The sequence below is a fragment of the Streptomyces sp. HUAS YS2 genome, from assembly GCF_033343995.1.
GTDB lineage: Bacteria > Actinomycetota > Actinomycetes > Streptomycetales > Streptomycetaceae > Streptomyces > Streptomyces solicathayae.
On sequence record NZ_CP137573.1, the window covers coordinates 4,905,529 to 4,917,912 of the forward strand.

7 protein-coding genes and 2 rRNA genes are annotated in these 12,384 nt (G+C 68.9%); 4 read left to right on the plus strand and 5 right to left on the minus strand.

The window, feature by feature from the left end:
• Nucleotides 1–165: 165 nt before the first annotated feature.
• Both R2D22_RS22750 and rrf read left to right on the plus strand, forming a co-directional pair.
• Nucleotides 166–3,278: ribosomal RNA gene (locus R2D22_RS22750) — 23S ribosomal RNA — on the plus strand.
• Nucleotides 3,279–3,351: 73 nt separating this feature from the next.
• Nucleotides 3,352–3,468 (plus strand): 5S ribosomal RNA (gene rrf, locus R2D22_RS22755).
• Between the two features lie 127 nt (nucleotides 3,469–3,595).
• Here the strand turns inward: rrf and R2D22_RS22760 are convergent.
• The 5 genes from R2D22_RS22760 to R2D22_RS22780 are packed head-to-tail and all read right to left on the minus strand — an operon-like array spanning nucleotide 3,596 to nucleotide 9,057.
• Nucleotides 3,596–4,906, minus strand: a complete 1,311-nt coding sequence (locus R2D22_RS22760; protein ID WP_318106505.1) for a DUF58 domain-containing protein — start codon at nucleotides 4,904–4,906, stop codon at nucleotides 3,596–3,598.
• Nucleotides 4,907–4,915: 9 nt separating this feature from the next.
• A complete protein-coding gene (locus R2D22_RS22765) occupies nucleotides 4,916–5,899 on the minus strand; it encodes an AAA family ATPase (protein WP_318106506.1) in 984 nt (327 codons plus the stop codon).
• Nucleotides 5,896–7,113, minus strand: coding sequence for a DUF4350 domain-containing protein (locus tag R2D22_RS22770; RefSeq protein ID WP_318106507.1), 1,218 nt, complete (start codon nucleotides 7,111–7,113; stop codon nucleotides 5,896–5,898). Before R2D22_RS22770 ends, R2D22_RS22765 begins: the two co-directional genes overlap by 4 nt.
• Nucleotides 7,110–7,826 (minus strand): DUF4129 domain-containing protein, encoded by a 717-nt coding sequence (locus tag R2D22_RS22775; protein ID WP_318106508.1) that lies wholly within the window; start codon nucleotides 7,824–7,826, stop codon nucleotides 7,110–7,112. Before R2D22_RS22775 ends, R2D22_RS22770 begins: the two co-directional genes overlap by 4 nt.
• Before the next feature lie 4 nt (nucleotides 7,827–7,830).
• Nucleotides 7,831–9,057: a DUF7847 domain-containing protein gene (locus R2D22_RS22780; protein WP_318106509.1), complete on the minus strand. Its 1,227-nt coding sequence runs from the start codon at nucleotides 9,055–9,057 to the stop codon at nucleotides 7,831–7,833.
• A 426-nt stretch (nucleotides 9,058–9,483) separates the two neighbouring features.
• Here R2D22_RS22780 and mtrA point away from each other — a divergent pair, with 426 nt between their 5' ends.
• Together mtrA and mtrB are read left to right on the plus strand one after the other, a co-directional pair.
• Nucleotides 9,484–10,161 carry a two-component system response regulator MtrA gene (gene mtrA / locus R2D22_RS22785; RefSeq protein WP_009333493.1) on the plus strand — a complete coding sequence of 226 codons (678 nt, stop codon included), beginning with the start codon at nucleotides 9,484–9,486 and terminating at the stop codon, nucleotides 10,159–10,161.
• A gap of 2 nt (nucleotides 10,162–10,163) precedes the next feature.
• Complete coding sequence (gene mtrB / locus R2D22_RS22790) at nucleotides 10,164–12,191, plus strand: MtrAB system histidine kinase MtrB (RefSeq protein WP_318106510.1); 2,028 nt, start codon at nucleotides 10,164–10,166, stop codon at nucleotides 12,189–12,191.
• Nucleotides 12,192–12,384 lie beyond the last annotated feature (193 nt).

Consider the following 12,384-nt stretch of genomic DNA (forward strand, 5'->3'; position numbering starts at 1 on the left):
GACGAGATCTTGAGGGATCGTGCCTGGCACGTTGTTGGGTATCTGAGGGTACGGCCGGTTGGTCGAACCTTCGCGATGCCGGCCCCAGTGAACTTGGCTCTAGTGGTCAGGGTGATGGGTGGCTGGTCGTTGCTTGAGAACTACACAGTGGACGCGAGCATCTGTGGCCAAGTTTTTAAGGGCGCACGGTGGATGCCTTGGCACCAGGAACCGATGAAGGACGTGGGAGGCCACGATAGTCCCCGGGGAGCCGTCAACCAGGCTTTGATCCGGGGGTTTCCGAATGGGGAAACCCGGCAGTCGTCATGGGCTGTCACCCATGCCTGAACACATAGGGCATGTGGAGGGAACGAGGGGAAGTGAAACATCTCAGTACCCTCAGGAAGAGAAAACAACCGTGATTCCGGGAGTAGTGGCGAGCGAAACCGGATGAGGCCAAACCGTATGCGTGTGATACCCGGCAGGGGTTGCGCATGCGGGGTTGTGGGATCTCTCTTTCACAGTCTGCCGGCTGTGAGGCGAGTCAGAAACCGTATGGATAGGCGAAGGACATGCGAAAGGTCCGGCGTAGAGGGTAAGACCCCCGTAGCTGAAATCTGTACGGCTTGCTTGAGAGACACCCAAGTAGCACGGGGCCCGAGAAATCCCGTGTGAATCTGGCGGGACCACCCGCTAAGCCTAAATATTCCCTGGTGACCGATAGCGGATAGTACCGTGAGGGAATGGTGAAAAGTACCGCGGGAGCGGAGTGAAATAGTACCTGAAACCGTGTGCCTACAAGCCGTGGGAGCGTCGGGATCTTCGGATCCTCGTGACTGCGTGCCTTTTGAAGAATGAGCCTGCGAGTTTGCGGTGTGTTGCGAGGTTAACCCGTGTGGGGAAGCCGTAGCGAAAGCGAGTCCGAATAGGGCGATTCAGTAGCGCGCTCAAGACCCGAAGCGGAGTGATCTAGCCATGGGCAGGTTGAAGCGGAGGTAAGACTTCGTGGAGGACCGAACCCACCAGGGTTGAAAACCTGGGGGATGACCTGTGGTTAGGGGTGAAAGGCCAATCAAACTCCGTGATAGCTGGTTCTCCCCGAAATGCATTTAGGTGCAGCGTCGTGTGTTTCTTGCCGGAGGTAGAGCACTGGATAGGCGATGGGCCCTACCGGGTTACTGACCTTAGCCAAACTCCGAATGCCGGTAAGTGAGAGCACGGCAGTGAGACTGTGGGGGATAAGCTCCATGGTCGAGAGGGAAACAGCCCAGAGCATCGACTAAGGCCCCTAAGCGTACGCTAAGTGGGAAAGGATGTGGAGTCGCAGAGACAACCAGGAGGTTGGCTTAGAAGCAGCCACCCTTGAAAGAGTGCGTAATAGCTCACTGGTCAAGTGATTCCGCGCCGACAATGTAGCGGGGCTCAAGCGTACCGCCGAAGTCGTGTCATTGCAGCAATAGGGCCAACGCCCGCTGTGATGGGTAGGGGAGCGTCGTGTGCCGGGTGAAGCAGCCGCGGAAGCGAGTTGTGGACGGTTCACGAGTGAGAATGCAGGCATGAGTAGCGATACACACGTGAGAAACGTGTGCGCCGATTGACTAAGGGTTCCTGGGTCAAGCTGATCTGCCCAGGGTAAGTCGGGACCTAAGGCGAGGCCGACAGGCGTAGTCGATGGACAACCGGTTGATATTCCGGTACCCGCTTTGAAACGCCCAATATCGAGCCCATTAATGCTAAGGCCGTGAAGCCGCCCCGGAGCCTTCGGGCAAAGGGGAGTGGTGGAGCCGCTGACCCAAGGTGGTAGTAGGTAAGCGATGGGGTGACGCAGGAAGGTAGTCCAGCCCGGGCGGTGGTTGTCCCGGGGTAAGGGTGTAGGGCGCTGTCTAGGCAAATCCGGACAGTACATAGCCTGAGACCTGATGCCGAGCCGATTGTGGTGAAGTGGATGATCCTATGCTGTCGAGAAAAGCCTCTAGCGAGTTTCATGGCGGCCCGTACCCTAAACCGACTCAGGTGGTCAGGTAGAGAATACCGAGGCGTTCGGGTGAACTATGGTTAAGGAACTCGGCAAAATGCCCCCGTAACTTCGGGAGAAGGGGGGCCACGTCTGGTGATGAGTCTTGCACTCTGAGCTGGGGGTGGCCGCAGAGACCAGCGAGAAGCGACTGTTTACTAAAAACACAGGTCCGTGCGAAGCCGTAAGGCGATGTATACGGACTGACGCCTGCCCGGTGCTGGAACGTTAAGGGGACCGGTTAGCTCTGTTTCGACAGGGCGAAGCTGAGAACTTAAGCGCCAGTAAACGGCGGTGGTAACTATAACCATCCTAAGGTAGCGAAATTCCTTGTCGGGTAAGTTCCGACCTGCACGAATGGCGTAACGACTTCTCGACTGTCTCAACCATAGGCCCGGTGAAATTGCACTACGAGTAAAGATGCTCGTTTCGCGCAGAAGGACGGAAAGACCCCGGGACCTTTACTACAGTTTGATATTGGTGTTCGGTTCGGCTTGTGTAGGATAGGTGGGAGACTTTGAAGCAGCCACGCCAGTGGTTGTGGAGTCGCCGTTGAAATACCACTCTGGTCGTGCTGGATGTCTAACCTCGGTCCGTGATCCGGATCAGGGACAGTGTCTGATGGGTAGTTTAACTGGGGCGGTTGCCTCCCAAAGGGTAACGGAGGCGCCCAAAGGTTCCCTCAGCCTGGTTGGCAATCAGGTGTTGAGTGTAAGTGCACAAGGGAGCTTGACTGTGAGACCGACGGGTCGAGCAGGGACGAAAGTCGGGACTAGTGATCCGGCGGTGGCTTGTGGAAGCGCCCGCTCAACGGATAAAAGGTACCCCGGGGATAACAGGCTGATCTTCCCCAAGAGTCCATATCGACGGGATGGTTTGGCACCTCGATGTCGGCTCGTCGCATCCTGGGGCTGGAGTCGGTCCCAAGGGTTGGGCTGTTCGCCCATTAAAGCGGTACGCGAGCTGGGTTTAGAACGTCGTGAGACAGTTCGGTCCCTATCCTCTGTGCGCGCAGGAATATTGAGAAGGGCTGTCCCTAGTACGAGAGGACCGGGACGGACGAACCTCTGGTGTGCCAGTTGTCCTGCCAAGGGCATGGCTGGTTGGCTACGTTCGGGAGGGATAACCGCTGAAAGCATCTAAGCGGGAAGCCTGCTTCGAGATGAGTATTCCCACCTCCTTGAGAGGGTAAGGCTCCCAGTAGACGACTGGGTTGATAGGCCGGATGTGGAAGCCCAGTAATGGGTGGAGCTGACCGGTACTAATAGGCCGAGGGCTTGTCCTCAGTTGCTCGCGTCCACTGTGTTAGTTCTGAAGTAACGAACTCCCTTTGCCGGTTGAGTTCAACTTCATAGTGTTTCGGTGGTCATAGCGTTAGGGAAACGCCCGGTTACATTCCGAACCCGGAAGCTAAGCCTTTCAGCGCCGATGGTACTGCAGGGGGGACCCTGTGGGAGAGTAGGACGCCGCCGAACAATCATTGTGGGAAAGCCCCGCACCTTATGGTGCGGGGCTTTTCTGCGTTCAGGGGAAGAACTGGCGACGACGAGTGGATGTCCTCCTCCGAGAATCCGAGGAGGAGGACATCCACTCGCACCACTCTCAGAGGCGGCCGGCTGCCTTCAGGGCCAGATATGCGTCGGCGAGGGCCGGGGCCAGGTTCTCCGGGGTCGCGTCGACGACTGTGACGCCGTGGCGCTGAAGCTGTTCTGCCGTGCGGAGGCGCTGGGACTGGGCCTGGGCACCGGCGGCGGCCTCGTAGACGGCGTCGACCGTGCCGCGGGCCCGGGACATCTCGGCGATGTGCGGGTCGGCGACGGAGGCCACCAGGACCGTGTGGCGCTGGGTGAGCTGCGGGAGGACCGGGAGGAGGCCCTCCTCGATCGGGGCCGTGTCGAGGCTCGTCAGGAGGACCAGCAGCGAGCGTCGGGGGGCCTTGGCCAGTGCGGTGGCGGCGAGGGAGCGGGCGTCGGTCTCCACGAGCTCGGGCTCCAGCGGCGCCATCGCGTTGACCATGGCCGGCAGCACGTCGCCGGCGGAGCGGCCCTGGACCTGGGCGCGGACACGGCGGTCGTACGCCAGGAGCTCCACGCGGTCGCCGGCGCGGGAGGCCAGGGCGGTGAGGAGCAGGGCGGCGTCCATCGAGGCGTCGAGGCGCGGGACGTCGCCCACGCGGCCGGCCGAGGTACGGCCGGTGTCGAGGACGATGAGGATGTGGCGGTCGCGCTCCGGGCGCCAGGTCCGCACGGCGACGGTGGTCTGGCGGGCGCTGGCCCGCCAGTCGATGGAGCGGGTGTCGTCGCCGGGGACGTACTCGCGGAGGCTGTCGAACTCGGTGCCCTCGCCTCGGGTGAGGACGCTGGTGCGTCCGTCGAGCTCGCGCAGGCGGGCCAGCCGGGAGGGCAGGTGCTTGCGGCTGGTGAACGGGGGCAGGACGCGGACGGTCCAGGGGACCTCGTGATTGCTCTGGCGTGCCGCCAGGCCCAGTGGGCCGAAGGAGCGGACGGTGACCCGGGCGGCCTTGCGGTCGCCGCGGCGCGTGGGGCGCAGGACCGTGGTGACGCGTCGGCGTTCGCCTGCGGGGATCGTCAGCTTGTGCCGGGACGCCGCCTGATCCGTGCCGGAGAGCCAGCTGCTGGGCGGCCAGGCGTCACGGAGCTGGGCGCGCAGCCGGCGGCGGGAGCGGTTGGTGACGGTGAGCTGTACGTTCGCCTCGTCACCCAGTCGAACTGATGTATCACCACTTCGGGTGAACTGCAGCGTTCGCACTGGCGCGGCCATCGCGTAGTCGCACAGAATTGCGAGGGAGAGGGGCGCGTTCACCGCGAGCATCCCCGTCCAGCTGGGGGCGAGGATGCCGACGGGGAGCGAGCCGATGGCGGCGAGCAGCGCGGTGCGTCCGGTCAGTGCCACGTCGCTGCCTCAGCGGGGTACGGGGACGTGGGCGAGGATCGCGGTGATGACGGAGTCGGCGGTGACTCCCTCCATCTCCGCTTCGGGCCGCAGTTGGATGCGATGACGCAGGGTGGGCAGGGCGAGGGCCTTCACGTCGTCCGGGATGACGTAATCCCGGCCGGTGAGCCAGGCCCAGGCGCGAGCGGTCGACAGCAGTGCGGTGGCTCCTCGGGGAGAGACCCCGAGCGTCAGTGAGGGGGATTCGCGCGTGGCACGGCAGATATCGACGACATAGCCGGCGATCTCGGGGGAGACCGAGGTCTTCGCGACGGCGTCGCGGGCGGCGTCGAGTTCGGCGGGTCCGGCGACCGGACGGACACCGGCGGCCTGGAGGTCGCGCGGGTTGAAGCCGTCGGCGTGCCGGGTGAGGACGTTGATCTCGTCCTCGCGGGACGGCAGCGGCACGGTCAGCTTGAGCAGGAAGCGGTCGAGCTGGGCCTCGGGGAGGGGGTAGGTGCCCTCGTACTCGACGGGGTTCTGGGTCGCCGCGACCAGGAACGGGTCGGGGAGCGGGCGCGGGGTGCCGTCGACGGTGACCTGACGCTCCTCCATGGCCTCCAGGAGGGAGGACTGGGTCTTCGGAGGGGTGCGGTTGATCTCGTCTGCGAGCAGCAGGTTCGTGAAGACCGGCCCGGGCTGGAAGGAGAACTCCGCGGTGCGGGCGTCGTAGACCAGCGAGCCCGTGACATCACTGGGCATCAGATCGGGGGTGAACTGGACGCGCTTGGTGTCGAGTTCGAGCGCGGCGGCCAGCGCGCGGACGAGCAGGGTCTTCGCGACGCCGGGGACGCCTTCCAGGAGGACGTGGCCGCGGCAGAGCAGGGCGACGACCAGACCGGTGACGGCGGGGTCCTGGCCGACCACGGCCTTCGCGATCTCGGTGCGCAGGGCCTCCAGGGAGGCGCGGGCGCGGTCCGAGTTCTCAGCGGTCGCGGGGGTCGGGGCGCTCATGAGGTGCGTACCTCTCTTTCGAGGGCGTCGAGTTGGTCAGCCAGGCGGATGAGGGCGGCGTCGTCGGTGGGCGCCGGCCCGAAGAGAAGGTCTCCGGCGTCGTGGGCGCCGTCGGAGAGACGGGCGGAGACGGCGGGGAGCAGGGAGTCGGGGGTGTGGGCGTCGCGCGGGGCGACGCCGAGCAGTGGGGCGATCCGGGTGCGGGCCGCGGCGCGCAGCACGGTCGCCGCACGGTCGCGGGCGTCGGCCTTGCGGTAGAGGCGGGCGCGGCCCTCGGTGGCCTCGGAGGCGCGGACGGCCACCGGGAGGCGTTCGGTCACCAGGGGGCCGAGGCGGCGGGCGCGCCAGACGGCGGCGAGGAGGGCCGCGACGAAGAGCTGCAGCGTGCCCCACAGCCAGCCGGACGGGACCAGCGAGAGGAAGCCTTCGGCGGCGCCCTCCTCGGAGGAGTCGTCGGAGTCGCCTTCGGTGACGGAGGGGTCGGACAGAGAGGGGAGGTACCAGACCAGATGAGGCCGGGAGCCCAGGAGTTGGAGGGCGAGCGAGGCGTTGCCCTGCTCGTCGAGGCGGTCGTTGTAGAGAAAGTCGGGGGAGCCGACGAGGACGGTGTCGCCGTCGGCGTCGTCCTGGACGCGGAGCAGGGTCGGCCGGCCGTCGTTCGGGTAGCAGGCGGTGGTGCGCGACGCGGGAAGCGTCGAGGTGTACTGCTCGCCGCCGATCTCGACGCTGCCGGCGCGGACCGCGGGCGGGAAGGAGCAGGCGGGCTCGCGGTTCTTCACGCGCGAGCCGGAGTCGCTGTCGACGCCCGGGACCAGCGTGCGGACCGAGGCGGGGCCCGCGCCGAGCAGCACGGTGCGGCCGCCGGAGCCGACCATGGCCGAGCGCAGGGACTCCTGCTGAGCCGGGATCAGGAGGTCGGGGACGGTCACCAGGAGGGTGGTGTCGGGGCCCGCGGCGGAGGTGGCCTCGGCGAGCGTGGAGACCGGGCGGATGGTGACGCCCTGGGCCTTGAGGATCTCGGCGACGGCGCGGCTGCCGAACTTGTCGGCGGAGCGCGGGTCGAGGCGGCCGTGCTGGTCCCCGGAGCGTACGGCGGCCAGGGCGACCGCGCCGATCACGAGAATGGCGAGGCCGACGAGCAGTCCGCGGGTGCGGGTCCACATCTGGCGCGCGGACGCGGCGGTCGACGTCGGGCTGGTGGGTGTCCGGCTCATTCGGCGGCCCCCTGGGCGACGGCGGCGACCGAACCGACGGCGTCCACGGCGTCGAGGTTCGGCTTCGTGCGCTCCAGGGCCGTGTCGAGACGCTCCATCCGGCGGTACGCGGACTCGTCGGCGCTGCGGCCGCCGTACGTGACGTCGTCGAAGGAGCGGGCCGCGGCGCGCAGTTCGTCGGTGTGGCCGGGCAGTGCGCGGCCGGCTTCGGCGGCGGCCTCGTCGGAGGTGCGGCCGGGGCGCGGGTCGAGGAGGGTGCGTTCCTCCAGGGAGCGGACGATGGCGCGCATGCGCTCCTGGACGGCCTGGTTCCAACTGCCCGCAGTCGCGTGCCGGTCCGCGGCGGCCCGGTGCTCGGCGGCCGTACGGGGGCTGTCGTCGAAGAGGGCGTCCGCGGAGACCGCGACCCGGCGCGGGGTGCCGAGCCGCCACCACAGGGCAGCGATCACGGCCAGGACCACCACCACGATCGCGATCAGGCCGAGCACCCCGCCGGGGCCGACGCCGGACGCCGCGGCGAAGAGGCTGTCCACCCACTCCCAGAACCGGTTGAGTGCCCGCTGGAGGAGGCTCGGGTCGTTCTCGTGGTACACCGGCTTGGACAGCTCCCGCTCCGCCGCCTCCCTGGCGGGGTCGCGGGGCGTGTCCACCGGCACGTCGGTGCGCGCGCGGAGCAGCAGCCGCGCCGCGATCGTTCCCCCCGTGGTGATCACCCCATCAGCTCCCGGCGGGGGTGGCACCCGATGCGGCGGGGCCCTGACCGGTCAGGCCCGCGGCCCGTGCGAGTTCGATGTCGAGCGCCTCGCGGCGGATGCGCTGGTCGATGTAGAGCAGGACGACCACGCCGGCGGAGATCGGGTACGTGATCGAGGAGGCGATCACGGTGCCGATGCCGGTGACGATCAGGAACATCCAGCCGAACTCCGGACTGCTGTTGCTCATGAAGGCGCTGAGGGTGTCGCCGTCCATGATCAGCGCCAGGATCGCGAACGGCACTTCGATGATCATCGCGACCAGGAAGCCGAGGATCGCCATCAGCAGCTGGATGCCGAAGATCCGCCACCAGGATCCCTTGACCAGCTTCGCCGAGCGCTTGAGCGACTCGACGACGCCGCGGCGCTCCAGCATCAGGGCGGGCGAGGCCAGGCTGAACAGGATCGTGAACCACACGATGGCGCCGAAGGCGGCGATGCCGCCGAACGCGGCCAGCGCGGCGCCGCCGGCGTCGCCGACGAGCAGGCCGGGCAGCACGCCCACGGTCAGCACGAGGGCGGTCAGCAGCGGCAGCAGCAGGGTCAGTCCGAACAGGGGCAGCAGCCGGGGGCGGGCCTCGCGCCAGGCGTCCGCGACGGTCACACCGCGTCCCAGGACGGAGCGGCTGATGACGACGGTGAGCAGCGCCGAGCTGACCAGCGTCGCGGCCAGCGCGATCAGCGCGGCCGGGACCATGCCGATCATCGTGGACTGAAGGGAGTCGGCGGTCTGCGCCAGTGCCTCGGACGGCGTCGCGTCCGGGTTGATCTCCGGCGGGGCCGGGACGATGAAGCGCTGGACGAGGATGCTGGCGACCTGGGTGATCACCGCGACCGTGATCGAGATGGCGAGCACCGGGCGCCAGTGCCTTCGCAGCGTCGACACCGCGCCGTCGAGGATCTCGCCCATGCCGAGCGGGCGCAGCGGGATCACGCCGGGCTTGGCGGCCTGGTGCTGCTGCGGCGCCCAGCCGGCGCCCCATCCCTGGGGCTGCTGCGGCGGGATCCCCCCGCCACCGGAGCCGGTGCCGGTCGGCGGCGACCACTGGCCGGCGGGCGGCTGCTCCTTCGACCACTGGACACCCGGCTCGTCGGCCTGGCCGGCGGGCCGCGGGACCGCGGCGCCGTCCCGGCCGTCGGAGGGGTCGGAGGGCGCAGATCCGGGCGAGGCCCAGCCCGGAGTGTCGTTCACGGTCGTCCACCTCGAGGATTGGTCGCGGGGCCGGCTCACCGAGCCGGCTCGGTCACAGCGCCCGGCAGCCTGGTGGGGCGGCCGGACGGCTGCCATCGTGCCACGCGGGGCCCGCCGGCGGGCCTGGCCGGCGATCTCCTTGCCGGCTTCCTCGCACCGGTCCGCCGGGGCAGACCGGACGATCACCGACCAGTGCGTACAAACCCGCGTGCGGGAGCCCGGCTCGCGTGGACCGACGACCGGTGATCTTCGTGCTGCTCAAGGTACGGTGCTGGCCGGCCACGGGGCCACCGGGTGACCGAGAGGCCTGACGTCGACACCCACGGTGAGATGCCCGGCGCCGGACGATCATGGGACGTTCGCGCTGGTCAGTGAGCTATCTCACCAGCCGCCTTGAGACTGATACGGAAATGGGATGATGTCGATATGAAGGGACGCGTTCTCGTCGTAGACGACGACACCGCACTGGCCGAGATGCTCGGGATCGTGCTGCGGGGTGAAGGGTTCGAGCCGTCGTTCGTGGCGGACGGCGACAAGGCACTCGCCGCATTCCGGGAGGCCAAGCCGGACCTGGTGCTGCTCGACCTCATGCTGCCCGGACGGGACGGCATCGAGGTGTGCCGGCTCATCAGGGCCGAGTCGGGCGTGCCCATCGTCATGCTGACCGCCAAGAGCGACACGGTGGACGTCGTCGTCGGGCTCGAGTCCGGGGCCGACGACTACATCGTCAAGCCGTTCAAGCCGAAGGAGCTCGTCGCCCGTATCCGGGCGCGGCTGCGGAGGTCGGAGGAGCCCGCTCCGGAGCAGCTCGCCATCGGTGACCTCGTCATCGACGTGGCGGGCCACTCGGTGAAGCGCGACGGGCAGTCCATCGCCCTGACGCCGCTCGAGTTCGACCTCCTGGTGGCCCTGGCCCGCAAGCCGTGGCAGGTGTTCACCCGCGAGGTCCTGCTGGAGCAGGTGTGGGGCTACCGGCACGCGGCCGACACCCGGCTGGTGAACGTGCATGTCCAGCGGCTGCGCTCCAAGGTCGAGAAGGACCCGGAGCGGCCGGAGATCGTCGTGACCGTCCGAGGCGTCGGTTACAAGGCCGGACCGAGCTGATCATGAGCGCAGGCAGTACTGCTCCGAAGCCCGGGGAGCCGGGAGTCCGTACGGGGCGGACTGCCGGGCCTCGGCGCGGGCCCTCGCGGCTCGGCCGTCTGCCGTTCGGCGGGCGGCTGCTCCACGACGGGGCACCGGGTGGGCCGGTGCTCCGGCTCGTCGCGCGCTGGGTGCGCCGCCCGCTGCTGCCGGCGGTGCGCCTGTGGCGGCGGAACATCCAGCTGAGGGTCGTCGCGGCGACGCTGCTCATGTCGCTCGGTGTCGTACTGCTGCTCGGGATCGTCGTCATCGGGCAGGTGCGCAACGGCCTGCTCGACGCCAAGGAGAAGGCCGCCCAGAGCCAGGCCGCCGGCGGTTTCGCCGCGGCCCAGGACCGGGCGAGCACCTCGACCGCCCCCGGCGGGCAGGACGGCGGCCGCGCCGGCTCGTCGGTGAACTGGCGCTCCGAACTCGTCGCCATGCTCGCCAGCGGCGGCCAGAGCGCCTACAACGTGGTCGCCCTGAGCCTGGAGTCCGAGGGGGCCGCCAGCCGCGGCGCCCGGGCCTCGGGCGAGGTCGACCCCACCACCAGCATTCCCGCCGGACTGCGGCACTCCGTGGCGCAGGGGACCGGCACGTTCCAGACGTACACGCGGATCCACTACACCAGCGGCAAGGACTCCGAGGCCGGGCTCGTCGTGGGCAAGCGGCTCAACGACGCCGAGGGCACCCAGTACGAGCTGTACTACCTGTTCCCGCTGGCGCAGGAGGAGGAGTCGCTCGCGCTGGTCAAGGGCACGCTGGCGACCGCCGGACTGTTCGTCGTGGTTCTCCTCGGAGCCATCGCCTGGTTGGTCGTGCGCCAGGTCGTCACCCCCGTACGGATGGCGGCCGGCATCGCCGAGCGGCTCTCCGCGGGGCGCCTGCAGGAACGGATGAAGGTCACCGGCGAGGACGACATCGCGCGGCTCGGCGAGGCCTTCAACAAGATGGCCGCCAACCTCCAGGGCAAGATCCAACAGCTGGAGGAGCTGTCGCGGATGCAGCGGCGGTTCGTCTCGGACGTCTCGCACGAGCTGCGCACCCCGCTGACGACGGTGCGGATGGCCGCGGACGTCATCCACGAGGCGCGCAGCGACTTCGACCCGGTGACCGCGCGCTCCGCAGAGCTGCTCGGCGACCAGCTCGACCGCTTCGAGTCGCTGCTCGCCGACCTGCTGGAGATCAGCCGGTTCGACGCGGGCGCGGCGGCCCTGGAGGCCGAGCCGATAGACCTGCGTGACGTCGTGCGGCGGGTCATCGGCGGCGCCGAGCCGCTGGCCGAACGCAAGGGCGGCCGGATCGTCGTCGTCGGCGACGAGCAGCCCGTGGTGGCCGAGGCGGACGCCCGCCGGGTCGAGCGGGTGCTGCGCAACCTGGTCGTCAACGCCGTCGAGCACGGCGACGGCCGGGACGTGATCGTGCGGATGGCGTCGGCGGGCGGCGCGGTCGCCGTGGCCGTACGCGACTACGGCGTCGGCCTGAAGCCCGGTGAGGCGACCCGGGTGTTCAACCGCTTCTGGCGGGCCGACCCGGCCCGTGCGCGGACCACCGGCGGCACGGGCCTCGGCCTGTCCATCGCGGTCGAGGACGCACGGCTGCACGGAGGCTGGCTGCAGGCCTGGGGCGAGCCCGGCGGCGGCTCGCAGTTCCGACTGACGCTGCCCCGGACGGCGGACGAGCCGCTGCGCGGTTCCCCGATCCCGCTGGAGCCCGAGGACTCGCGGCGCAACCGCGAGCAGGCCGCGGCCCCGCGGGAGGACGCCGGACAGGCGCGCCGGCCCGCGGTGCCGACGCAGCCGGGCGGCGACCGCCCCGGGCTGACCGTGCCGGCCCGCAGGCAGGGCCCGCCGCGGCTGCCGGACGGCGCTGCCGACCCGGCGGCGCTGCCGGGCGGCGTGTCCCGGGTGGTCGCGCGCACGGGGGGAGAGGCGGCCGGAGGCACGGCCGCCGGTGAGGTGACGACGACGCCGGCAGGGGCGGAGCGGGAGGACACGACACGTGGGAGCTGACTCCCGGCACCGGCTTTCCCGGACGGATCGCACGACGGAAGGGACGACGGAAAGCACAGCGGAAGGCGCGGCGGAGCGCGCGGACGGGGAGGCCGGAGGGCCCGACCCCGTACGCGCCGTGTGCGCCGTGCGTCCTGCGGCCGTCCCGCGCCCGCGCCGTACGGCCGCGCATGTCTCCGGGGCCGCACGCGGC

Excerpts from the sequence above, each read along its gene's own strand:
- R2D22_RS22765 (WP_318106506.1), bottom strand. The coding sequence starts at position 5,899 with ATGAGCGCCCCGACCCCCGCGACCGCTGAGAACTCGGACCGCGCCCGC.
- mtrB (WP_318106510.1), top strand. The coding sequence starts at position 10,164 with ATGAGCGCAGGCAGTACTGCTCCGAAGCCCGGGGAGCCGGGAGTCCGT.
- R2D22_RS22770 (WP_318106507.1), bottom strand. The coding sequence starts at position 7,113 with ATGAGCCGGACACCCACCAGCCCGACGTCGACCGCCGCGTCCGCGCGC.
- mtrA (WP_009333493.1), top strand. The coding sequence starts at position 9,484 with ATGAAGGGACGCGTTCTCGTCGTAGACGACGACACCGCACTGGCCGAG.